The 22,380-nt window shown below is 65.3% G+C and carries 24 protein-coding genes; 12 read left to right on the top strand and 12 right to left on the bottom strand.

All coding sequences use genetic code 11. From position 1 onward, the window contains the following. Positions 1-6: 6 nt before the first annotated feature. Both CEY08_RS06110 and CEY08_RS06115 read right to left on the bottom strand, forming a co-directional pair. Positions 7-951: a FecR family protein gene (locus CEY08_RS06110; protein WP_076816925.1), complete on the bottom strand. Its 945-nt coding sequence runs from the start codon at positions 949-951 to the stop codon at positions 7-9. Beyond that, positions 948-1,448 carry a sigma-70 family RNA polymerase sigma factor gene (locus CEY08_RS06115; RefSeq protein WP_042795790.1) on the bottom strand — a complete coding sequence of 167 codons (501 nt, stop codon included), beginning with the start codon at positions 1,446-1,448 and terminating at the stop codon, positions 948-950. The genes CEY08_RS06110 and CEY08_RS06115 overlap by 4 nt, the downstream gene beginning before the upstream one ends. A gap of 207 nt (positions 1,449-1,655) precedes the next feature. Between CEY08_RS06115 and CEY08_RS06120 the strand changes: the two genes are divergently transcribed. The 3 genes from CEY08_RS06120 to CEY08_RS06130 all read left to right on the top strand — a co-directional run bounded on the left by CEY08_RS06120 (position 1,656) and on the right by CEY08_RS06130 (position 3,298). Further along, positions 1,656-2,318, top strand: a complete 663-nt coding sequence (locus tag CEY08_RS06120; RefSeq protein WP_076816927.1) for a hypothetical protein — start codon at positions 1,656-1,658, stop codon at positions 2,316-2,318. 21 nt (positions 2,319-2,339) lie between these two features. Beyond that, the gene (locus CEY08_RS06125) at positions 2,340-2,822 is read left to right on the top strand and encodes a hypothetical protein (RefSeq protein WP_232033776.1); all 483 of its coding nucleotides are present in this window, start codon (positions 2,340-2,342) and stop codon (positions 2,820-2,822) included. A gap of 80 nt (positions 2,823-2,902) precedes the next feature. Further along, the gene (locus CEY08_RS06130) at positions 2,903-3,298 is read left to right on the top strand and encodes a YkvA family protein (protein ID WP_042795787.1); all 396 of its coding nucleotides are present in this window, start codon (positions 2,903-2,905) and stop codon (positions 3,296-3,298) included. Positions 3,299-3,313: 15 nt separating this feature from the next. On the opposite strand, the gene CEY08_RS06135 is transcribed toward CEY08_RS06130, so the two are convergent. Further along, positions 3,314-4,036, bottom strand: coding sequence for a hypothetical protein (locus CEY08_RS06135; protein WP_076816931.1), 723 nt, complete (start codon positions 4,034-4,036; stop codon positions 3,314-3,316). Between the two features lie 144 nt (positions 4,037-4,180). On the opposite strand from CEY08_RS06135, the gene CEY08_RS30365 reads away from it, so the two are divergent. Next, positions 4,181-4,495 (top strand): YdcA family protein, encoded by a 315-nt coding sequence (locus CEY08_RS30365; protein ID WP_076816933.1) that lies wholly within the window; start codon positions 4,181-4,183, stop codon positions 4,493-4,495. Positions 4,496-4,523: 28 nt separating this feature from the next. Here the strand turns inward: CEY08_RS30365 and CEY08_RS06145 are convergent, their stop codons facing one another. Both CEY08_RS06145 and CEY08_RS06150 read right to left on the bottom strand, forming a co-directional pair. Further along, positions 4,524-5,009: a hypothetical protein gene (locus CEY08_RS06145; protein ID WP_232033777.1), complete on the bottom strand. Its 486-nt coding sequence runs from the start codon at positions 5,007-5,009 to the stop codon at positions 4,524-4,526. A 59-nt stretch (positions 5,010-5,068) separates the two neighbouring features. Next, positions 5,069-5,644 carry a cysteine hydrolase family protein gene (locus CEY08_RS06150; RefSeq protein ID WP_076816936.1) on the bottom strand — a complete coding sequence of 192 codons (576 nt, stop codon included), beginning with the start codon at positions 5,642-5,644 and terminating at the stop codon, positions 5,069-5,071. Positions 5,645-5,796: 152 nt separating this feature from the next. On the opposite strand from CEY08_RS06150, the gene CEY08_RS06155 reads away from it, so the two are divergent. Further along, complete coding sequence (locus CEY08_RS06155) at positions 5,797-5,895, top strand: short-chain dehydrogenase/reductase SDR (RefSeq protein ID WP_076816938.1); 99 nt, start codon at positions 5,797-5,799, stop codon at positions 5,893-5,895. A 2-nt stretch (positions 5,896-5,897) separates the two neighbouring features. Here CEY08_RS06155 and CEY08_RS06160 read toward each other — a convergent pair whose 3' ends face one another. Further along, positions 5,898-6,803 (bottom strand): hypothetical protein, encoded by a 906-nt coding sequence (locus CEY08_RS06160; protein WP_082900629.1) that lies wholly within the window; start codon positions 6,801-6,803, stop codon positions 5,898-5,900. A 218-nt stretch (positions 6,804-7,021) separates the two neighbouring features. On the opposite strand from CEY08_RS06160, the gene CEY08_RS06165 reads away from it, so the two are divergent. Next, positions 7,022-8,413 (top strand): MFS transporter, encoded by a 1,392-nt coding sequence (locus CEY08_RS06165; RefSeq protein WP_076816941.1) that lies wholly within the window; start codon positions 7,022-7,024, stop codon positions 8,411-8,413. A 35-nt stretch (positions 8,414-8,448) separates the two neighbouring features. Here CEY08_RS06165 and CEY08_RS06170 read toward each other — a convergent pair whose 3' ends face one another. The 3 genes from CEY08_RS06170 to CEY08_RS06180 all read right to left on the bottom strand — a co-directional run bounded on the left by CEY08_RS06170 (position 8,449) and on the right by CEY08_RS06180 (position 12,495). Beyond that, entirely contained in the window at positions 8,449-10,875 is a 2,427-nt protein-coding gene (locus tag CEY08_RS06170) for a TonB-dependent siderophore receptor (RefSeq protein ID WP_076816943.1), read from the bottom strand. Between the two features lie 100 nt (positions 10,876-10,975). Continuing rightward, positions 10,976-11,953 carry a FecR family protein gene (locus CEY08_RS06175; RefSeq protein ID WP_082884464.1) on the bottom strand — a complete coding sequence of 326 codons (978 nt, stop codon included), beginning with the start codon at positions 11,951-11,953 and terminating at the stop codon, positions 10,976-10,978. After that, positions 11,950-12,495, bottom strand: a complete 546-nt coding sequence (locus CEY08_RS06180) for an RNA polymerase sigma factor (RefSeq protein WP_063639540.1) — start codon at positions 12,493-12,495, stop codon at positions 11,950-11,952. Before CEY08_RS06180 ends, CEY08_RS06175 begins: the two co-directional genes overlap by 4 nt. A 264-nt stretch (positions 12,496-12,759) precedes the next feature. On the opposite strand from CEY08_RS06180, the gene CEY08_RS06185 reads away from it, so the two are divergent. The 5 genes from CEY08_RS06185 to CEY08_RS06205 all read left to right on the top strand — a co-directional run bounded on the left by CEY08_RS06185 (position 12,760) and on the right by CEY08_RS06205 (position 17,733). Then, complete coding sequence (locus tag CEY08_RS06185) at positions 12,760-13,731, top strand: LysR family transcriptional regulator (protein WP_042795781.1); 972 nt, start codon at positions 12,760-12,762, stop codon at positions 13,729-13,731. A 20-nt stretch (positions 13,732-13,751) separates the two neighbouring features. Further along, positions 13,752-14,753, top strand: a complete 1,002-nt coding sequence (locus tag CEY08_RS06190) for an ABC transporter substrate-binding protein (protein WP_042795780.1) — start codon at positions 13,752-13,754, stop codon at positions 14,751-14,753. A 74-nt stretch (positions 14,754-14,827) separates the two neighbouring features. Then, the gene (locus CEY08_RS06195) at positions 14,828-15,598 is read left to right on the top strand and encodes an ABC transporter permease (protein WP_042795779.1); all 771 of its coding nucleotides are present in this window, start codon (positions 14,828-14,830) and stop codon (positions 15,596-15,598) included. 20 nt (positions 15,599-15,618) lie between these two features. Next, entirely contained in the window at positions 15,619-16,389 is a 771-nt protein-coding gene (locus tag CEY08_RS06200; protein WP_372341639.1) for an ABC transporter ATP-binding protein, read from the top strand. Positions 16,390-16,416: 27 nt separating this feature from the next. After that, positions 16,417-17,733 (top strand): NAD(P)/FAD-dependent oxidoreductase, encoded by a 1,317-nt coding sequence (locus CEY08_RS06205; RefSeq protein WP_076816945.1) that lies wholly within the window; start codon positions 16,417-16,419, stop codon positions 17,731-17,733. A 22-nt stretch (positions 17,734-17,755) separates the two neighbouring features. On the opposite strand, the gene CEY08_RS06210 is transcribed toward CEY08_RS06205, so the two are convergent. Then, positions 17,756-18,976, bottom strand: coding sequence for an MFS transporter (locus CEY08_RS06210; protein ID WP_063639176.1), 1,221 nt, complete (start codon positions 18,974-18,976; stop codon positions 17,756-17,758). Between the two features lie 180 nt (positions 18,977-19,156). Between CEY08_RS06210 and CEY08_RS06215 the strand changes: the two genes are divergently transcribed. Then, a complete protein-coding gene (locus CEY08_RS06215; protein ID WP_063961203.1) occupies positions 19,157-20,089 on the top strand; it encodes a LysR family transcriptional regulator in 933 nt (310 codons plus the stop codon). 3 nt (positions 20,090-20,092) lie between these two features. Here CEY08_RS06215 and CEY08_RS06220 read toward each other — a convergent pair whose 3' ends face one another. Both CEY08_RS06220 and CEY08_RS06225 read right to left on the bottom strand, forming a co-directional pair. Next, entirely contained in the window at positions 20,093-21,109 is a 1,017-nt protein-coding gene (locus tag CEY08_RS06220; RefSeq protein WP_076816947.1) for a Bug family tripartite tricarboxylate transporter substrate binding protein, read from the bottom strand. A gap of 38 nt (positions 21,110-21,147) precedes the next feature. After that, the gene (locus CEY08_RS06225) at positions 21,148-22,380 is read right to left on the bottom strand and encodes a CaiB/BaiF CoA transferase family protein (protein ID WP_042795775.1); all 1,233 of its coding nucleotides are present in this window, start codon (positions 22,378-22,380) and stop codon (positions 21,148-21,150) included.

Below are 22,380 nucleotides of genomic sequence, written 5' to 3' on the forward strand. Positions count from 1 at the left end.
AAATTTTCAAGCAAGGTCGATCATGACGTACCAACTGCTTAGACGTTGCAGCCGGATGGGCAGCGTATGCGTGAGCGCCGCCAGGGCGCGGTCGCTATCGTCCAGCGGGAACAGGCCGGTGACGCGCAGGCGGGACGCCTGGGGTGAGGCTCGCAGCCAACCCGGCCGATAGCGGGCCAGAGCAGCGATCACGGTCTGCAACGGTTCGTCGTGGACTTCAAGCTCGCCGTTGCTCCAGGCGGCGGCGTATCCCTGGTTGTCCTGCACCGCATCGATCTGCTGCGCGTCGAACCAGACGCTCTGGCCAGGCGCCAATTGCCGGTGGATACCGGCAAGTGTGGAGACCTGGGCCGTTCCGCTCAGGGCCAGGCAGAAGCTGCGTTCGGACGCGCAGCGCACCATGGCGCGGCCTTGGGCGAGGCGGACTGCGCCATGGGGCAGATGCACTTGCAGCCCCTGGCCTGCCGCCACCTCAAAGATGGCGGTCCCAGAAGACACCTGTACGCCATACTGCCCGTCCAGTGTGGCGGCGCTGCGCGCGTCCAGCTCCATCATGTTGCCGTCAGGCAAGGCCACGCGCCGGCGTTCACCGGTGCGGGTCACATAGCCCGCCGTCAGATGCCGCAGCGGCACATAGCGGTCCGCGGCACCGGCGCCGAGCAGCACGGTCCCGCCCGCCAGGACGAGCTTGCCCAGCCTGCGGCGCTGCGCGAGTTGCGGCCCGACCAGCGAACGCCGTAGCGGGTTGCCGTCGGCCAGCAGTCCGGGCCGCAGGCGATGCAGCGTGCCGTCCAGCGCCGCGTTCAGCCGCTGCCAGGCCGCGCCGTGGCTCGGGTTTTCCGCCAGCCACTGATCGAAGGCCCTGCGGTCGGCATCGCTGGCTTGGCCGCTGGACAGACAGACCTGCCATTCGATAGCGGCCTCGCGGCTGCGCATGTCCAAGGGTGTCATACGCCAAACACCTCGCAGCAACGGCGCAGGGCCTGGACGATGTATTTGCGGACCATGGTGGGAGAAACCTTCAGCCTTGCGGCGATCTCCACATGCGTCATGCCGTCGAGCTGGCTGTAGAGAAAAGCCATCCTGGCCTTGGAAGAAAGACCGTCCAGCGCCGTGTCGAGCGCCTGCAAGGACTGCAGGGTCTGTACCCGCTCTTCGGCCGAGGGCTCCAGGGGTTCGGGCTGCAGGCGCAGCATCTCCAGCCACGCTTGTTCGAGTTCACGCCGGCGCCACAGCCGCCATGTGATGCGCCGCGCAATGGTGATGAGCATCGCGCGGGGTTCGTTCAATTGCTCCAGTGCTGGGAGGCAGAGCAACTGGGTGAAGGTCTCTCCGGCGACATCCTCGGCATCCTCGCGATTGCGCAGGCCGTTCTGGAGGCGGCGCTCCAGCCAGGGATGGTCGCTTTTGTAGATGCTGGAGAAGCAGGTGTCACGCGTTGAGTCCACGGCTTGTGCTGTGAATAAATGGGAATCGTTATCAATTATTGCATGATGGGTTCTGGAAAGCCAAAGGGGGGACTTATGCGCGCAGGGGGCTCACATTTGGTTCACTCCTGATGGATTAATCCTCGCCCAGACCGCGCGGGTTCGTTATTAAATGTGCGGCAAGCCCCACTATCCCGTTCAGGTGGTTGAATAAAGCGAGGTGTACCTATGCCGCACACTCGATTCATCCAGCACGCTTTGGCCACCACTGGGGCCTTGTTCATGGCGTTGGGCGCCACCGCTCAAGCACAAGGCACTGGGCAGAACGCCCCGGTTCCAACGCCGCTGGCGCCAGCGAAATACTGCGAATGCCGCTTCTCATCCGGGCAATACGAGGCCTATAGCGTCAACGGGACATGCACCGTTCAACGCTATGCCGGCGGACGCAAGTGCGAATACGGTTTCTCGGGTATCGGGGCCAATCCGGCGGTTCTTACTTCCATCCTTGGACAGGACGCGTACCAAGCGCAGCTGCAATCCGCGGCGCAGATCTTCCCCCGCTATCTGGCGTTTGCGCAATCGGGAGACACGTCGGCCTTGAGCGAGAGCGGCTTCATTGAGAGCGCCCTGCCAGTCCTGGCGCGAGGCAGCTTGTTTCGACAGGCCGTCGTCATCGCGGAGTTGCCAGTCAAGCAGATTGATAACGAGATCGTTGTTTTCTCCAGGAAGTACAGCAACGTCATAGCGGAAGTATTCCAAGGAAAAAGGCCGCCGCTTTCGGTGACATGGACGGAGGACTTCCAGTTTGAGATCGGGCGAGGCTATGTGCTGATGAATTACAAGCAAGCGTCGCAATTGCTAGTGTTGTTCTTCTCCGACGAGAAACGGTGATCAGCCATGGATTTGACATGCATGCGAGAACTGCCCGGATTGGATTGGGCCGTGCTGCTTGTTGCCGTGGTGGTGGGCCTGATCTTGTTTGTGCTTGGGATTTACTTGTTGCTTCGACCCAGGCCCTCCCCCACACCAAACACCAAGCATGAGGTGGAAACGACCATCGACAAATATGGCTTGAAAGGGCCTGCCGGCGTGTTCTTGATACTTCTGTCTATCGCCATGTTTGGAGGGCTTTATTGGCAGTTGAACAGCAGATTCCCCGCCAACGCGGAAGAATTCTCAGGGGCGCCCCGCACACTCGGTTCCATCGCCGAAGGGCTACGCCGGAATTCCAGCGCCGATATCCTGTTGAAGGGGGGAGCTGAGACCGTGGTGATCTCTCAACCGGTCAGCGGCGCCTGCTGGTCCGCGCTGGTGGACAAACTATGCGCGGCGCATCGGGATACGTTGACGTGCAGCCGGGATGGCGACCGGATTGTCATCGACCGCAAGCCTTGAAGCAGCGCGCCACATGAGCGGAAAAGGTATGTCAGACTACGCCCATTCACGGCTATTGGGTACGAGCACCCGCTTTCCGCATGAACCTCAGCGACCGCCTGAAAACCTGGGCCAAACGCATCAAGCGCGACGGCCTGACGCTATGGTTTGCCGGCAAGCACGCCCGCACGCCCTGGTACGCCAAGGCGCTGGGCCTGTTCGTGGTGGCCTACGCGCTCAGTCCCATCGACCTGATCCCCGACTTCATCCCCGTGCTGGGATACGTCGATGACGTGTTGCTATTGCCCGGCCTGATCTGGCTGGCGATCAAGCTGTTGCCGCCCGACGTGCTGCAGGAATGCCGGAGCCAGGCGGATGCCTGGATGCAGTCGCAGGGCAAGAGACCGCGCAGCCTGGGCGGGGCGGTGATGATCGTGTTGCTCTGGGTGGGGATAAGTATTGCGGCGTGGTTCTGGCTTGCGCCGTACTTTCGATAGCGCGCTGATTGCAGCCTACGCGCCTGCCGGCGTCGCGCCCTCTTCCACGAATCCCAGCGCGCGGAGTTCCGTGATTGCGCCTTTCTCTTCGTCCCGCCGTGCCTTGGGCGCGGCCAGCGATGCCGTGAGCAGGATGGACTGCTGGGGAGATTCGTCGAAGCTTTGCAGGACGCTGGCGGTGCCCGGGAATGCCTTGACGAAGTCCGCGCCCAGGGCTTGGTATCCGGGGTAGCAGCCCTGCTTGTCGACGATGACTTGCGTGTGCGGATCGCGCCGGATCAGGTGCAGGGGCACGCCTTCGCAGCGCAGGCCCAGCAGCTTGGCTTCGCTGATGTCCAGGGCCCAATCCGTCTCAGCGTAGAAGGCGGCGCGCGCGATTGCGAATTGTTCGAGAAGGCGTTCGTCCTGGCAGAACGCGGTGGGCGTCAGGTTGAGGTTGAGCTTGCCGATTTTGCCTGTGAATTTGACGCGCCGGAAGAACGAGGCCCACACCAGCAGGATGGGGTTGGTGGATAGGTCCTCTATCAGCACGTCTTCGAAGAGGCAGGGGTGGATCATCGAGTTCACGGCGCGGCATTTGGACAGTCGCACGTTCCGTACCCGCGACATGCGCTGGGGATACTTCACCATGGACAGGGCGCAGTTGTCGAAGGCGCAGTCGTGAAAGTGCAGATCGCTGAACTGCGAGTTGCCCTTGTCGTACGCCATCAGAAAGGTTGCGCCTTCGGTTTTGTTCATGGGTCAGGTGTCGGAATATGATTGCGCCCGGGAAAGTGTAGTCTGACACCATTTTTGTAGAACATTGCGCCCACGGGCCGTTGCGATGGCGGATTGTCGTCCGGCCCCCGGCACTGTCCTTGTCGGCTTGCAATAGGAATGACGATGCGTCTTGGCTTGCTGTTGGTGGTTGCGTTGTTCGCTACGGCCGCTCATGCCGCGAACTATCCCTGCTCCGGAAAGAAGGGCGGTGTGGAGCGTTGCATTGGAGAACAGTTCCTGTGCCGCGACGGGTCTATCAGCGCGTCAAAACGCGTCTGTTCCACTTCGGAGACCAGCGCGTCGCCACTCTTATCCAAGCCCTCGGCTTCCGGTTCGAATGGCGCGTGCAGTTGCCGTGACGGCAAATATTGCACCGGACCGCGGGGCGGAACCTTTTGCTATACCGACAGCGGGAAAAAGTCCTATCTCAGGAAATGAGCGCCGCGACACGCTGCGGGAAGCTACTTCAATAACTGCCCGCAGGCATCACATCCGTCAAATAGGCGGCGGTATCCGGATCCTCGCGCAACACATGCCGCATCCAGGCCCCACGCTCGTGCGCGGTCACTTGCAGTTCCCATACGCATGCAATGAATGGCCCCTGCACGGGCCGGAACCGGTCCGGTTCGTCCAGCGCTGCGGAATACATCTGTTGGCACAGGATGCCGCCAGAAATCCACCAGTCCACCAGCAGCCAGACGGCTTCTTCGCCAACGTGGACGATGCAAAAGCCCAGGCCCGTGGCGCGCGCGTCGCGGGCGTTGTGCTTTAGCGTGGCCATTGCGGTCTTGCGGGCGGCTGCGGCTACCTCGGGCGAGAGCAGGGGCACGGTCGGATCCGGATTGCGCTGTATCGCATAGGCCTTGATGGCCAGGCCGTCTTCGTTCCATTGATCAAGGAACGCCATGCGGCGCGGGGCGTAGGGCTCGGCGGGAATGGTGGGTAGCGGCATGATTTGCGGCGAGGGCTGGTCTTTATGATTCCCGAGGGAAATACGCTTCCGGCAGTCCGCTAGGCCAGCAAGGACAAGGCCTGGTTCAGCGACAGCACAGTGGTGCGCGATTCGAAGGCGGTGGCGAACAGGTGTTCATGCACGACCGGGTCCGGGTCGTAGCAGCAGTCCTTGACCGTGAAGAGGCGGTAGTCCGCGTCGCTGGCATGCGCGATGGACGACAGCATGACGCCGGTGGAGGCGACGCCGACCATGATCAGGGTGTCTATGCCTTGCGCCGACAGCCGCGGTTGCAGGTCGGTGCCGAAGAACACGCTGGCGCGGTGGGCGATGATGACGGGTTCGTCTTCGCGGCGGCCGAGTTCGGGCGAGATGCGGTCATGAACAAAGAGGCCCAGCTGCTTGATGCCCTGGCCATTCTTGTTCAGGGGGCTGACTTCGGGGTAGCCCGGGCTGAAGTGGATCTTGGCGAAGTAGACGCTGACGCCGGCGCGCCGTGCGGCGTTGCACAGTTGCTGCGTGTTGCTGAGCAAGCCGGGCGCGACCGACGGGAACAGGTCCATGATGTCGGTCTGGTAGTGCATGACCAGCAAGGCGGTACGCGCCGGGGTGATAGCCGGGGTCTGGGTGTTCATGCTCCGCTCCGCAAAAGGATAGAGGTGCGACGGGAATGACGCACGACTCTACCACGGCGGCTACCGGCGAAACGATGTCCAGCGCGTCGCGGGAGGCCGGTGGTAATTTGTAGTCCCCCCGCCGTCTGTCGCGGGACGGCTATGCGGTATTCGTGCATTCACGGCGCTCGGTTGACGCCGGCGAAGCCCTGGCGTCGGATTACCTGACCGGCGAGGTGCTGCTTTCCGATGGCGGACTCAACCTGACCTAGCCTTACTTTTCCACGTATTTCTTGGTGGCCGTGTCGTAGGCGTAGGTGAGCGTATCGCCCGCGCCAAGCTGGCGGGTCTTGTCCGGCCCGGCGATCTCGGTGCCGCTGCGCTTGACCGTCACGCGAGGCATATCGCTGCCGCCATGCGCGGAAAAGACCAGTTCGCCCGAGCTGGCCACGCAGGGCATGACGTCGCCTTCGGCGCAGGCCGCGCTATTGTCTTCGCCGGTATTGATGCTGCCCACATAGGTCCAGCCCGCGCCTTCGTCCGGGCCCGCGGGATTGAAGACCAGCAAGGCATAGCCGGTAAAGCTGATGCCGTTGTCGAAGCCTTCGGTGGGCACGGCAAGCAGCAGCTTGCCGCCGGGTGTGCGGAAGTCCACCGGCTTGCGGCGGGTGTCCACGTCCTCGGGTTTCTCGTAGGCGCCGAATTCGCCGACGGAGTGCTTCATGCCGCGGAACTGCCAGGGGCGTTCGGGCGAGGAGCCTGTCTGGGTGTAGGTGGCTTCGGCCAGGTTGACCTGGGTGCCGGGGCCGACTTCGTCTTCGCCGGGCTTGCCGTATCTTTCGCGAGTGTCCCAGGTGAAGCCGGTGTAGTAGCGGGTGCCGCCCAGTTCGAAGGCGTGGCCGAACCAGAAGGTGGCGATGCTGCCGTTGGCGACTTCGTAGGAGTCGGCGCCCTTGCCGTCGATCTGGTAGATGGAATACATCACCGTGGACACATCGGGCGGGGCGAGGGCGGCGGCATTGGCGGTGGGCGGCAGCGCGGCGGCGCCGGCCGGTTCAGCGGCCGTTGCGGCCGGGCCGAACGCGGCCGCCAGGGTGCTGGCCAGCAGGCAGGTCATGGCCGTGCGGCGCAGGCGGCCGCGGGTGCTGAAGGAGGAGTTGGCTTTCAGAGTGGTTTTCATGTTTTCGTTGTGGGTCCTGATGACGGCGTGCCGCTGTGCGCGGCGTCATGCTAATGGGCTCCCGCTGCCTGCATCGGACAACAATTTGCCAATTGTGTCGGACTGCAAAGGCGCCCGCCTTGCTATGCTCTGGTCCAGCCTTACAGCAGATTGCCACGCCCGAGTCCCGCACGGCAACGTTTGCCGTGGCGCGGGACGCCGCCCAGGAGCCGTTCCGCATGCCATCGCTTGCTGAAAGCACCACCGTCCCATCCTCGCTTGGCGATGGCCTGCCGGTACGGCAGCGCCTGTGGGCGATCTCCACATTGATTCTGGGCAGCGCGATCGCGACGCTGGACACTTCCATTGCGAATACCGCATTGCCGACGATAGCGGCGGATCTGGGCGCCACGCCCGATGACTCGATCTGGATCATCAACGCGTATCAGATCGCCATGGTAGCCACTTTGCTGCCTTTTGCGGCGCTAGGCGACATTGTGGGGCATCGGCGCATCTATCTCTATGGGGTGCTGGTGTTTACGCTGGCTTCGGTTGCCTGCGGGCTGGCGGATTCCCTGCCGATGCTGATCGCCGCCCGCGCCTTTCAGGGCGTGGGCGCGTCGGGCATTCTGGGCGTCAGCGCCGCGCTGATACGCCTGACTTTCCCCAGCAGCCAGATCGGCCGCGCCCAGGGGCTCAATGCGCTGACGGTGGCGGTGTCGTATGTCGTCGGGCCTTCCGTCGCGTCGGCCATTCTTGCCGTCAGCACGTGGCATTGGCTGTTCCTGATCAACATTCCGCTGGGTGTGCTGGGCATGGCGATGGCGTGGCGCACGTTGCCGTACAACGCGCCGCGCCGCACGCCTTCGCGCTTCGATGGCCTGGCCGCGCTGTTGCTGGGGGCGACTTTTGCATTGGCCGTGCTGGCGCTTGGCGATGCGGCGCACCTTGCGGGCTGGCCGCGCGTTCTGCTGGAGGCCGGCGCGGCGGTGCTGTGCTGCGCGCTGCTCTTGCGCCGGCAGCGCGCGCATCCCGCGCCCATGCTGCCGCTGGATCTCCTGCGCCGGCCGCTCTTCGCCATGTCGGTGCTGACGTCGATCCTGTCGTATGCGTCGCAGGGACTGGCGCTGGTGGCGCTGCCTTTTCTGCTGCAGATGAGCCTGGGCCGTACGGACGTGGAGACAGGCCTGTTGCTTACGCCCTGGCCCATCGTCGTGGCGTTCGTCGCGCCCATAGCCGGCTATCTGTCGGAAAAGCGCTCTGTGGCGCTGCTGGGCGGCGGCGGGCTTTTCGTGCTGTGCCTGGGCATGGTCCTGGTGGCGCTGCTGCCGGCGCAGGCGTCGGACGCAGACATCATCTGGCGCCTGGCGTTGTGCGGCGCGGGCTTCGGGTTTTTCCAGGCGCCCAATTTGAAGGCGCTGACCATGAGCGCGCCCGCGGAGCGCAGCGGTGCGGCCAGCGGGGTCATCCCCACCGCCCGCCTGATCGGGCAGGCAAGCGGGGCAGCGCTGGTGGCCGCGTGCTTCACGCTTGCGGGCGATGGCGGCGCCGGCGTCGCGCTATGGATAGGCGCGCTGATCGCCGGCGTTGCGTGCGTGGTGAGTTTCCTGAGGGTGCTGGCGCGCGAGTAAGGCGGGCATCCCTTTCAAGACCCCGCCTTCGCGCGTCAGTACGTCGCCCGCAGGTTCAGCATCACACTGCGCGGCTCGCCGTAGTAGTTCGACCCATAGGCGGCCCACACGCGCTGGTAGTAGACCTTGTCGAACAGGTTGTTCACCGTCAGCGTGCCTTCCAGGTGCTTGTTGAAGCGGTAGCCTGCTTGCGCGGACACGGTGGTGTATGGACGCTGCTCGAACTTCACCGGGCCGTTCAGACGGTACATGCTGCTGACGCTACGCACGCCCGCGCCCAGCGACAGGCCTTCCAGCGACCCCGTGGCGAAGGTGTACTTGGTCCACAGATTGAAGGTGTGGCGCGGCGTAATGAAGGCGTACTGCTGCGACTTCTGCTCTTCCGTGCCCTTCAGGGTCTTGGTGGTGGTGTAGGCATAGCCCGCGGTGATGTCCCAGCCCGGCGCGGGGCTGCCGCTGATCTCGGCCTCGAAGCCCTGGCTGCGCATCTTGCCTGCCGCCATGGAGAACAGCGGATTATCCGGGTCCGTCATGGCGCGGTTCTCGTCTTCCATGCGGAACAGCGCGGCGTGGCCGTTCAGGCGCTTGTCCAGGAACTCGCCCTTCAGGCCGATTTCGAACTGCTTGCCGGTGCGCGGGGCGAGCAACTGACCGTTGACGTCGGTGGTCGTCTGCGGCGTGAAGATGCTGGTGTAGCTGGCATAGGCCGACAACTGCTCGTTCAGGTCCACCACCAGGCCCAGGTAGGGCGTGAACTTGCCGTTGATCTTGTCGCTGGTGTCGGTGAACTGGTTGAAGTAGGCGTTGCGGTTCTGCGTGCGGTTTTCCCACCAGGTGAAGCGACCGCCGGCGATGATAGTGGCGGCGTCGGTCACGCGCAGATTGGTGCGCGCATACAGGCCGTACTGGTCGGTCTTGCTGTCGTTGCCGTTGGTGAACTGGTAGTCCGGCTTGGGGATGTTGTTGTTGGGGTGGTACAGATTGGTGTCGGCGTTGTCGCCGCCGCCGTATTGGAAGTTCTTGTGGACATTGCGGTAGTCGGCGCCCACGGTCAGCTCGTGCTGACGGCCAAAGGCTTCGAACGGCGTGGCCACGAAGGCGTCCAGGCCGTAGGTTTTCCAGTGGCTGCGGTACTTCCAGCTGACCAGGCAGGTGTCGCCGGTGATCGGATCCACGGCGCAATCGGACCAGCCGAATTCGCGGCTGGGCTCGTCCTGTTCGCGGTAGACGCCGCTGATCTTGATGCGTCCGCCGTTGGCCAGGCGGTGGTCCACGTCCGCGAAGTACTCGGTGATTTCTTCGGTGATGTGGTTCCAGCTGGGGTCCAGGTTGGTGGACCGGCGCACGTCCAGCAATCGGCCGTCGGTGTAGCCGGGCAGGCCGAAGAAGGGGCGGCCCTTGTATTGCTGGTAAGTGGCGCCGGCGGTAAGCACCGTGTCGGACGTCAGGTCGAAGCTCAGGGTGCCGTAGAACAGCGGCTTCTCGGTGTAGACGCCATCGATGAAGGATTTGCGGTCGTCATAGGATGCGACCAGGCGGCCGCGCAGGCGGCCGTCGCTGTCCAAAGGGCCGGTGATGTCGGCTTCGGTGTAGTAGCGGTCCCAGGAACCGGCCATGACCTGGCCGCTGAAGGCGAATTCCTTCTGCGCGCGCTTGCGTACCAGGTTCACCGTGCCGCCGGGATCGCCCGCGCCCTGGTACAGGCCAGACGGTCCGCGCAGCACTTCTATATGGTCATAGATGGCCAGGCCAAAGCCCGATGACAGGTCATTGCCGGTGCTGGCCGGCGTATTCACGCCATCGACCTGGATCGTGTCCAGCGCATAGCCGCGCGAGTAGAAATTGCCATGGTTGCCGCCGATGCTGCCCGCTTCCACCGTAATGCCGGTGACGGTGCGCATGGCGTCGTCCAGATTGGTCAGGTTCTGGTCGTCCAGCAATTGGCGCGTCACCACCGAGACCGATTGCGGGATCTCGCGCAGGCTTTGCGCGTTCTTGCCGATGGTGACGGCGGACGCGGCGTACGAGCCCGTGCCTTCGGTCACGGCGAGGTCGCGGCCGGTGACCGTCACGGGCGCCAGGGTGGTGGCATCCGTGGCCGATTGCCCGGCCGGCCGCCGCACCACGAAGCCCGAGCCGCTCTGCACGGCTACCAGGCCGCTATGCGCCAGCAGGCGGTTCAGCGCGGCCTGCGGTGTCATGGCGCCGGACACGGCGGGGGCGCTCAGGCCGGCCACTACGTCGGGGCTGAACAGCACCTGCAGTTGCGCCTGGCGGCCCAGCGCCACCAGCGCGTCGGCCAGGCTGCCGGCAGGCAGATCGAAGGTTTGCGCGGCGGCGCCTTGCGCATGCGCGGCGGATGGCGCCAGCGCCTGGACCGCCAAGACGGCGCTCATGGACAGCGCGCACAGCAGCGCGTAACGGCCGGCGCTCAGCCGGCGATGGAAATGGCTCTGCGCCATGGACTTTCCCCAGTCTGGAAGTGGATCTTCAAACGGGGAAGACGCGCCAGCCGCCAAAACCCGAACCTGTCGAATTAAAAATAATTCTTAATTCCGATGATCAGCGGCTGCCGATCACCACGGCGCCATCCGGCCGCCGGGTCAGCGTCACAGGCAGCAGGCCGGGCAGCATGTCCAGGACGGCGTCGGGCTGGCGCAGGTCCAGCGTGCCGGACAGGCGCAGCGCGCGGGCGCGTTCGTCGGCAAAGCGCAGCGGCGCATCTCGGTACAGGGCCAGGTAGCCGGCCAGTTGCTGCAGCGTGGCCTCATGCATCACCGCCACGCCGCCCTGCCAGGCGCCGATCTCGCTGGCGGATACCTGCTGGCGCCGCAAGAGCCGCGCATCCGCGCGCGACAGCAATACCGTGTCGCCGGCCCGCAGGGTCTGCGCGGCCGGGGCGTTTGCGCCCTGGGCGTTCAGCCGGACTTCGCCGCTGCGCACCCCCACCTGCAGCACGTCGGGCAGCAGCAGCACGTTGAATTCCGTGCCGATGTCGCGCAGTTCCGCTTCGCCCGCGGCCACGATCAGCGGCCGCCGGTCGGGCGCGGCATCGATGTAGACCTCGCCGGCGTCGACGCGGATATGACGTTCGGCCAAGGTGTAGCGCACGCTCACGCGGGTGCCTACGTTGGCATGCAGGCGGGTGCCGTCGGGCAGGTCCAGGCTGCGCGTCTGGGTGGACGCGTTGGCCACGGATTCGTAGCTGACAGGCACGTACTGGTAGGCGGCCGCGGCCGTCAGCACTAGGGCGGCCAGCGCGCCGCCCCAGCGCAGGAAGGCCGGGCGGCGGGGTTGGGCAGGCGTCCGGACCAGAGCCGGTTCCCGCTTGGGAGCAGGCGCGGCGGCTGGACGCGGCAGGGCCGCCATGTCTTCCCAGACCTGTTCCAGCCGTTCGTATTCCCGCCGGTGCTCGGGCGCTGCTTGCAGCCAGGACTGGAAGGCCTGTTCGGCGCTGGCGTCGGATGCGCGCGCCCGGCGGCGCATGAACCATGCGCTCGCGGCCTCTTCGACAGCGGACAAGGGTGAGGATCGGGTCATGGCGTTTCGCCGTGGACGCGGCGCTTGCAATGCGCCAGCGCCAGTTGCAGGTGCTTTTCCACCGCCCGCACGGAAATGCCCATGCGTTGCGCGATGTCCTCGCAACGCAGCTCATCATACCGATAAAGCAGGAAGGCCTCGCGTTGGCGCGGCGGCATCTCGTCGATGGCGGCCTGAAGCAGGCGCAGGCGCTGGCTGGCGTCTGCGCGCACTTCCGGTTGCAGGCCGGCGGGGGCGGCCAGGCCGATGGCCGTGGACTCAAAGCCCTGGTCGTCCAGGCTGGCCACCACGTGCTCGTCGCGCACGTTCTCGCGGCGCCAGTGGTCGCGCAGCAGATTGCGCGCGATCTCATACAGATAGGCGCGCGGCTTGTCCGGCGGCTCGGCGCCCTTGTGCGCCGCCAGCCATTTGGCGAAGGTTTCCTGCGCCAGATCCTGGGCGGCCTCCGGCGAACGCTTGAGCTGCCGGTTCAGGAAACCGACCAGCTCCGCGTTCCATGCCTTGTATGCCTCGGCGATCACGCCGAAGAACCGCTCCCCCATGATGCCCCTGTCGATGTCCGGCGCCCGGTTCAATGTCCGGGACGCATAGGCATGGCTTTAATTAAATGATAATGATTCTTATTGTATCAATAATATCCGGCGGCGTAGCGCAGGGCCGCGAGGGGCATGCCTGCATGGCCGTGGCGCCGCCGGAGGGCATGGGCAATTCATCCTCTCTAATGTCGACTATTAGATTTGCTTAAGGTGCGGGCGGTTCTTTGACCGGTCTTCCGAGCATTCTTAGCATCACTGATAGGAGACAACATGGGCGCACTAAAAAACGATTCCAGCCTGGATATCCGCATGCTGCGCATCTTCGCCGCGGTGGCGGCGGCCGATAGCCTGTCGGCGGCGGCGCAGGCCTTGAACATCACGCAGTCGGCCGTGTCGCAGACGATTTCGCAGATTGAAAGCACGCTGGGCATGCGCGTGCTGGACCGGTCGCGCAGGCCGTACCGGCTGACACCGGCCGGGGTGACGCTGCACCGGCAGTCGCGCCAGATCGTCGAAGATGTGGACCGCCTGATCTCGCAGGTGCGCGAGGCCGATCTGATGAACCGGCCGGCGATCCGGATCGGCATGATCGATTCCTTCGCGGCGACCACCGGCCCGGCCATCGTCAAGCGCCTGACACAGAGCGCGAGCCAGGTGCTGGTGTGGTCGGGGCTGGCCTATGGCCACGCACAGGCGCTGCTGAACCGGCAGGTCGACATCATCGTCACCACCGATGCCCTCGACGACGTGGACGGTCTGGCGCGTCGCGCCATCCTGACCGAGCCCTTTGCGCTGGTGGTGCCAGCCGCGCGCGCCGACGAGTTTGCGCGCATGGATCTGCGCCAGATTGCTCAGGCCGCGCCTTTCATCCGCTTTAGCGGCCGCTCGCATTTCGGCGCCATGATCGAGCGCCACCTGCGCCGCTGCAGCGTCACCGCGCCGCCGTTCCTGGAAATAGACACCAGCGACGTGGTCATGGCGATGATCGCGGCCAATCTGGGGTGGGCGCTGATGACGCCGCTATGCCTGTTGCAGGGGCGTTCCTGGCTGGACCAGGTGGCGGTGCTGCCGCTGCCGGGGCCGGGCCTGGCGCGCACGCTGCACCAGGTGTCGCGGCAGGACGAGTTCGAGGAGATGGCCGACATGTTCTGGCAAATCAGCCGCAAGGCGCTGGAGACGGAGATCTTTCCGCAGGTAAGTGCGCATCTGCCCTGGCTCGGACGGCAGATGCGGCTTTGTTGACCACAAAAAAGGAGAAGGACATGCAGGAGACCAGACGTAGATTCATCAAAGGCGCCGCCATGAGCGCCGCAGCACTGGCGCTGCCGATGGCCGGACGGGCCTGGGCAGCGGACGTCCAGACCGTGCGCTACGGCGGCTCGGCCTGGCTGGGGCACTATCCAGCGTGGCTGGCGATCCAGGCCGGCTACTTCAAGAATGAAGGGCTCGACGTGGGTTGGGAGTCTTTCGGCACCACGTCGGCTCGCGTCAGCGCCCTGCTCTCAGGCAACATCGACATGGCGGTCACCGCCGCGCCGGCCGCGCTGGCGGTGATGTCGCGCGGCTCGCGCCACTTCGCCATCATCGGCGTGCCCGAGAATTTCGGCCGCGTCGAAGGGCTGATCGTGCGCGACGGCGTGCAAAGCCTGCAGGACCTGAAGGGCAAGAAGATCGGCGTCACCTTCGCCTCCAGCGCGCATCTGCTGGTGCTGAACCTGTTGGACGAAGCCGGCCTGAAGGCAGGCAAGGACGTGACGGTGTTGAACGTGCCCGCGCCGGAAATGCCCGCGGCCTTCCAGGCGGGACAGATCGACGCCGCGGCAGCCTGGACGCCACAGTTCAACGCCATCCGCAGCATGCCGGGCGCGCGCCTGCTGGCAGACGACACGCAGTTCTCGCTCTACAAGGAATACGGCGTCACGCCGGGACCCGACGTGCTGGTCGCGCGCCGCGCTTTCCTGGAAAAGCATCCCGAGGCCGTCAAGCGCTTCCTCAAGGCGTACTTCCGCGCCAACGAGCAGTTGCGCGCACAGCCCGACAGCACGGTGGCCGCCTTGGTGGAACTGACCAAGCTCGCGCCCGCGGACCAGCTGGAAATGGTCAAGGGCGCCGACTGGTATGGCGCATCGGAGCAAGGGCAGCTGCTGGCGCCGGGCAGCAAGTACATCGACGGCCTGCAGAAGCTGGCGGAAATGATGGTGCGCTACGGACAGATCGACAAGGCGCCGGCCGTGCGCGACTGGGTCGATCCCGCCTATCTGTAATCGGGAAGGCGCCAGACGCCTGGACGTCAACGGCGGGCGCGCCGCCCGCCCTACTTTCTGTCAGGAATTGAATGATGAATGCATCACAACGTCAGCGTCGTCCGGACCTGCTGCTGATCAGCAGTGTGTCCGTGATCGCGTTGCTGCTGTTCTGGGAAGGCGTATGCCGCCTGCAATGGGTGGATCCGCTGTTCCTGCCCCCGCCCTCGTCCGTTTTCGCCCGCATGGCCGGCATGTGGGAGCAGGGGGCGTTGATGGACCACATCCTGGCCTCCGCGCGCCGGGTCATGGTGGGCTTTGCCGCCGCCACGGCGCTGGCGATTCCGCTGGGAATTTTCCTGGGCACCTCGCTGCGCGCCCGCGCGGCCTTCGACCCCATCCTGTCGTTCCTGCGGCCGCTGCCTTCGATGAGCTGGATTCCGTTGTCGCTGCTGTGGTTCGGCATCACCGAAACGCAGAAGTACAGCATCGTGTTCATGGGCACCTTCGCGCCCGCGCTGCTTTACGTCATTGAAGCCACGCGCAACATCGATCCGCTGCTGATCCGCGCCGCCCGCAACCTGGGCGCCACGGGCCCCCAAGTCATGCGCATGGTGATTCTTCCGGCGAGCCTGCCGCAGATCTTCAGCGGCTTCAAGGTGATCCTGGGCCTGTCGTGGACCTGCGTCATCTCCGCCGAGCTGGTCGCCGCCAAGGAAGGCCTGGGTTTTCTCATCATGAACGGCAAGGAATTCTTCCAGACCGACACCGTGGTGCTGGGCATGGCGCTTATCAGCGTCACCGTGCTGGTGACCGACGTGGTCTTCCGAATCATTGAAAACAGGGTGTTGGCATGGTCGCGATAAACCACGCGGAGAACGATACGATGATCTCGATCGAAGGCATTTCCAAGTCCTTCGGGTCCTTTCATGCCCTGCAGGGCGTGGACCTGCAGGTCAAGCGCGGCGAGTTCCTGGTGGTGCTCGGCGCCTCGGGTTGCGGCAAGTCCACGCTGCTTAACCTGATCACCGGCTTTGAAAAGCCCAGCGCCGGACGCATCGTGGTCAACGGCCGGGAAGTGCGCGACGTGGATCCGCATTGCGGCATGGTGTTCCAGCAGTACGCGCTGTTTCCCTGGCTGACCGTGGCGGAGAACGTGGCCTTCGGCCTGACGCTCAAGGGCGTGCCCGCCACCGAACGCCGCGCGACCGCACAGAAGTTCATCGAGATGGTCGGCCTGAAAGGTTTCGAGGAAGCCTATCCCAAGGCCTTGTCCGGCGGCATGCGCCAGCGCGTGTCCATCGCGCGCGTGCTGGCCAACGATCCGGACGTCATCCTGCTGGACGAACCTTTCGCCGCGCTGGACGCGATGACCCGCCAGGTGCTGCAGGAAGAACTCACCCGCATCTACGAACGCAGCGGCAAGACCATCATCTTCATCACGCACTCCATCGACGAGGCGCTGCTGCTGTCCAACCGCATGGTCATCATGAGCGCGCGGCCTGGCCGCGTCGCTTGCGATATTCCCAACGACCTGCCCTATCCGCGCAACGCCGACGTGCAGCTTTCGCCTCGCTACATCGAACTCAAGTCGCAGATCTGGGGGATCGTGCAGAACGAAGTCATGCGCAGCCTCCAGGCCCGCGCCGACCAATGATTCGCCAACCGCAACACTGAACCCATCATGTCTCACCCCTCAGGGCAATCGCAGACTTATCCTCAATACCAGAGCGGCTCGGGCTGGAACGCCATGCTGCCCGAACGCGCTCCGCGCGCCGCCGCGCCGCCGCACACCCGTTACAAGCACGTGATCATCGGCGCCGGCTATACGGGCCTGGCAGCCGCGCGCCGGCTGGCCGAGTTGCAGCCGCAGGAGCGCATCCTGGTGCTGGACGCCACTGCCGCCGGGGAAGGTTCCGCGGGCCGAAACTCCGGCTTCCTGATCAACCTGCCGCACAACACTCGCATGAGCGGCCATCACAGTCCGCTGCAGGTGGCGCGCAAACAGATCGCGATGTACCAGTCCGGGCTGGACTGGCTGGCAGAACTGTCGGAACGGGGGGGCTTCGACTGTGGCTGGGACATTGCCGGCAAGTATCACGCCGCGGCAACGAAGCTCGGGCGCAGCACCCTGAGCGCATCGTTGGCGCAATACCGCGACTGGGGCGTCGCGTATACCGAACTGGACCAGGACGCACTGCACGAACAGCTGGGCACCCGTTACTACGAGTTCGGCTACCACTCGATGAATAACGTCTTCGTGCAGCCGGCCGCGCTGATCCGAGGCCTGGCCGATACGCTGCCGGAGAATGTCTGGCTTATGGAAAACAACCCCGTGCTGGCGGTGAATGGCGCCGGTCCGTACACCGTGCGCACCCGCGGCGGCGATTTCACCGCGGACAACGTGGTACTGGCCAATAACGCCTTTGCGCGCAAGCTGGGCTTTCTGCGCAGCCGGCTGGTCACCATCTTCACCTACGCCGGGGTTACGCCCGTTCTGAGTCCCGCGCAGCTTGCGCTGCTGGGCCAGCGCGACCAGTGGGGCGTCATTCCGGCCAACCGCCTGGGCACCACGCTGCGCCGCATCCGTGGTGGCCGTTTCATGGTGCGCAGCGCGTATTCGTACGAGGCCGAACAGCCCCTGGACCGCATGGAGCAGTTGCTGCGCGATTCATTCCAGCGTCGCTACCCGGAGCTGGCATCGCATGATTTCGAGTACGTCTGGAGCGGATCCACGGCGTTGACGGGCAATGGCGCATCCTTCGTCGGTCAGGTGCGTCCGGGCCTGTATGCGGCCGTGGGATGCAACGGCGCGGGCGTGATCAAGGGCACCATCCACGGCAAGCTGCTGGGCGAGCTCATCGCCGGCAGGCGCAGCCCCATGCTGGACGACCTGGAAGCATTCGAGAAGCCGAACTGGCTGCCGCCCGATCCGCTGCGCCGGATCGGGGTCATGATTGCCATCGCCAATCAGGCCAAGAAGGCGGGGCTGGAGCGCTGATCCGGCCGGGCGGCGCGCCCGCTCAGGGCGCGTGCAGGCTTTTCAGCTTCCGCAGTTCCGGGAACCAGCGCATCCACAGGCCGGCCACGGCAATGGTGCCGATACCGCCGATCACCACGGCAGGCACCGCGCCGAACATCGCCGCCATGACGCCGGATTCAAACTCGCCTAGCTGGTTCGACGTGCCTACGAACAGCGTGTTCACCGCGCTGACGCGGCCCAGCATGTGGTCTGGCGTGTTCAGCTGCACTAGCGACGAACGCACGACCACGCTGACCGCATCCGCGGCGCCCAATACCACCAGCGCCGCGATGGACAGCGGGATCGAGGTAGACAGGCCGAAGACCGTGGTGGCCAGACCGAACACGATCAGCGCGCCGAACAGCAGGCGGCCGACGTGCTCGCCCAGGCTCAGCCGAGCCAGGGTCAGCGACATCAGCGCCGCGCCGCAGGCAGGAGCGGCGCGCAGCGCGCCCAGCGCCCACGGGCCGGCGTTCAGGATGTCCTTGGCAAAAATGGGCAAGAGCGCGGTGGCGCCGCCCAGCAGCACGGCGAACAAGTCCAGCGACAAAGTGCCCAGCAGCAGGCGCCGCTGGAAGATAAAGGTGATACCGGCGAACAGGGTGCGCCACGTGGTGGGTTCTTTGCGCGGCGGCGCGCGCTCGATGACGAGCGTGGCAATGGACGCAAAGGCGGACAGGTACAAGGCGGCGGCCACGCAATAGATCCACCCGGCGCCCAGCCCGTAGCCCACGCCGCCCAGCGCCGGGCCCGCGATCTGCGCGATCTGGCCGCCGGAGGATGCCAGCGCGGTCGCGCGCGGCAGCCACTCGCGCGGCACCACGGCGGGGATCAGGGTGGCCAGGGTGGGCGCCTCGAAGGCGCGTGCCGAACTCATGATGATGATGGTGGCGTAGATCAGCGTCTTGCCGCCTACGCCATTCAGGGCGGCGATTGCCAGCACCAGCGTGGCCAGCGCTTCCAGCGCCATGCACACCGCCACGATCTTGCGGCGGTCGTAGCGATCGGCCACGTGGCCGACCACCAGGGTCAGCACCGCCATGGGCAGGAACTGCGCCAGGCCGATCAGCCCCAGGTCCAAGGCGCTGCCGCTCAACGCATAGATCTGCCAGCCCACCGCGACCGAGACGATCTGGAAGGCCAGCGATGCGCCGATACGCGCAAAGAGGTAGTGCAGGAAGGCGGGTCGTTGAAGCGGACTGGGCGAGTCGGGGGCAGGCATGGAAGGGTGGGCAGGGATTTGGCGGCTGGGCCGGATCCGGCATTCTAGGGACAATTCGCTGACGGGAAACTAAGAGACTCAGGGCGTACCGGGGTTCCTGGCCGGATTTATGCGTGAGATGGCGCTTGTGTGCCTATACTGCGATGTCGCGCATTGCCACTTCCGATGGGTAATCCAGCCATGGTCACGCTTCCCGATCTGCGTTCTCGCGAGCTGCAGGCAATTTGCACGCTCGCCGAATGCGGCAGCTTTGTCGCCGCGGCGTTGACGATGAATGTCTCACAGCCTGCGCTCACGCGCATGGTGCAGCGGGTGGAGAAGGTGCTGGGCGTTGCGCTGTTCCAGCGTTCCACGCGGCGCGTGGAGACCACGGCTGCGGGCCAGGAATTCGTGACGCTCGCGCAACGGGTGCTGGCCGATCTGCGCATCTCGGTGGAGAACATGCGCGAAATCTCCGACGAACTGCGTGGCCGCAGCATCGTGTCGGCGGTGATGTCGGTGGCTTATACGCAATTGCCCCGCATCGTCGCCCGGTATCGCGAGTCGCGTCCGGGCATCGAACTACAGGTGCGCGAAGGCGTGCACGGCACGGTCATGGACGACGTGCGTAGCGGCGTTGCGGACATGGGGATTACCTATATCGACGACGTGCCCACCGAATTCGCGGTGGTATCACTGGGCCGCGAGGCCTTTCATGTGGTGATGCCGCGCAATCATCCGCTTTCCGCGCGGGCCGGGGTGACGCTGGAAGCGCTGGCGGAGTACGCCCAGGTGTCGCTGCCGCGCGAAGCCCAGACCCGCCGGCTGATCGACAGCCATGCCGCGATTGCTGGCGTTCCCTTGCGGCACACGGTTACCGTGAGCCAGTTCGCGACCGTGATGCAGTTTGTGTGGGCGGGCGTGGGCGTGGCGATTGTGCCGGGCGGCGCGGTGCCGGCTGCACTTAGCGCTGACCTGGTGGCCCGCCCGTTGACCAGGCCGGCCCTGAGTCAGGCGATTGGCGTGGTGTTCCTCAAGGAACGCGGCCTGACCCCAAGCGCCAACGGCTTTCTTGCGCAACTGCGCAGCGATTGGGTTCAGGTTGTTGCGCCAGCGCGTAAGCGGCGCCGCTAAGCGCTATTGCAACCGGATGCCGGCAAGTTTCACCAGTTCCGCATAACGCTGGGCCTCGCTGCGGCAGTACGCGTCGAAGTGTTCCGGCGTATCGCCTATCGGCATGGCCTGCGCCTCGATCAGGCGGGCGCGCACGTCGGGTTGCTCCAGTATGCCGCTGACAGTGCGGTAAAGGCGCGCGATCAGATCCGGGGGCGTTTTCGCCGGCACCCACATGCCATACCAGGTGCTGAGATTGACGGTCGGGTAGCCGAGTTCGGCAAAAGTCGGCACTTCCGGCAGCGCGGCCACGCGTTGCGGCGCGGTGACCGCCAGCGCGCGCAGCTTGCCACCCTTCACCAGGGCGATCGATGACGGCATGGAGTCCAGCATATAGGTGACCTGGCCGCCGACGACATCCGTCAGCGCGGGGGCGCTGCCTTTGTACGGCACATGCGTGACGTCGAGTTTGGCGGCGGCCTTGAACGCTTCGCCGGCCAGATGGCCGGGCGTGCCATTGCTGGACGATGCGAAATTGTGGCGGCCGGGTTGAGAGCGGACCAGGGCGATCAGGTCCGCCACCGAACGCACGGGCGAATTGGCGCTGACGATCAATTGGATGGGCGTGGAGGCCAGATTGGTGATGCCGCTGAAGTCCTTCAACGGATCATGCGACATGTTGGTGTACAGCGCGGGATTGATCAGCTGCCCCGATACATTGATGAGCAGCGTATAGCCGTCAGGCGCGGCCTTGGCGACCATGTCCGCGCCTATCATGCCGCTGGCGCCCGGGCGGTTCTCGATAACGACGGATTGGCCGAGCTTATCGGACAGCGTGGCCGAGACGATGCGCCCCACGATATCGGTCGGGCCGCCCGGGGGATAGGGGATGACGACCCGCAGCGGCTTGGACGGATAATCGGTTGCCGCCAGCGCCCTGGCGCCGCCGCCGATCGCGGCGAGTGCCGCGCCGGCGGTGCCGATGAGCAGGCGGCGCCTGGCGGGACTGACGACGGCCTTTGTTTGAACGGATGGTTCCATGGTTTGTCTCCCTTGTCGCTTTCTTGTGTAGAAACAGCTCAGGGGCCGACCGCGATCGCGCCATCGCGTCGCAGTTCGGCAAGCGCCTGCGGCGCCAGTCCCAGCACTTCGCGCAGCACGGGTTCCGTGTGGGAACCCAGCACCGGCGGAGCGCTGCGGTATTCCACGGGTGTCGCGGAAAGATGCAGCGGATTGCCCACGAGGTCGGCGCAGCCCGCCTGCGCGTTCGGCATCGGCACGCGCATGCCGCGTTGCAGGACCTGCGGATCGGCGAATACCTCGGCCAGGCCATTGATAGGACCGCAAGGCACGCCTAGCGCCTCCAGCTCGCGCAGCCAGTGCGCGCTGGGGTGCAGCGCCATCCGTTCCTGGATCAACGGGATCAGCGTGCCGCGCGAAGCCAGCCGCGCGGTGTTGTTGACGTAGCGCGGATCGTCCGCGAGGTCCGGCAGGCCGAGCGCGCCGCAGAACTTGCGGAATTGCGTGTCGTTGCCCACGGTGACGATGACGTAGCCGTCGCGGGTGGCGAAGTCCTGGTACGGCACGATGTTGGGGTGGGCATTGCCCAGGCGCGCTGGTTCGCGCCCGCTGGCCAGGAAGTTCATGGCCTGGTTAGCCAGCACGGCGACCTGCACGTCGAGCAAGGCCACATCCACGTGTTGGCCCTCGCCGGTGCGGTCGCGATGCGCCAGCGCCGCCTGGATCCCCGCCGTGGCGTACAAGCCGGTCAGAATGTCAGTGAGCGCCACGCCCACCTTCAGCGGCCCGGCGCCGGGCTGGCCGTCTTCGCGCCCGGTGATGCTCATCAGGCCGCCCATGCCCTGGACCAGGAAGTCGTATCCGGGGCGGGAAGCATAAGGCCCGCTCTGCCCAAAGCCCGTAATGGAGCAGTACACCAGGCCTGGATGCTGGCGCTTGAGCGTGTCGTAGTCCAGGCCGTAGGCGCGTAGTCCGCCTACCTTGAAGTTCTCGATGAATACGTCGCACTGCGCCGCCAGCGCCGCCACCAGGCGCCGGCCTTCGGGCATGGCGATATCGACGGCGACGGATTTCTTATTGCGGTTGGCGCCCGCGAAGTAGGCGGATTGCGCCACGTCGCCCCATTGCGGATCGCTGATCCACGGCGGTCCCCAGCCGCGAGTATCGTCCCCCAGGCCCGGGCGTTCGATCTTGATGACTTCCGCGCCCAGGTCAGCCAGCAACTGGCTGGCCCAGGGGCCGGCAAGCACGCGCGAAAGGTCCAGCACCCGCAAATGCGACAGTGCGCCCAT

Origin of the sequence: Achromobacter insolitus (assembly GCF_002209555.1) — a bacterium.
GTDB lineage: Bacteria > Pseudomonadota > Gammaproteobacteria > Burkholderiales > Burkholderiaceae_B > Achromobacter > Achromobacter insolitus.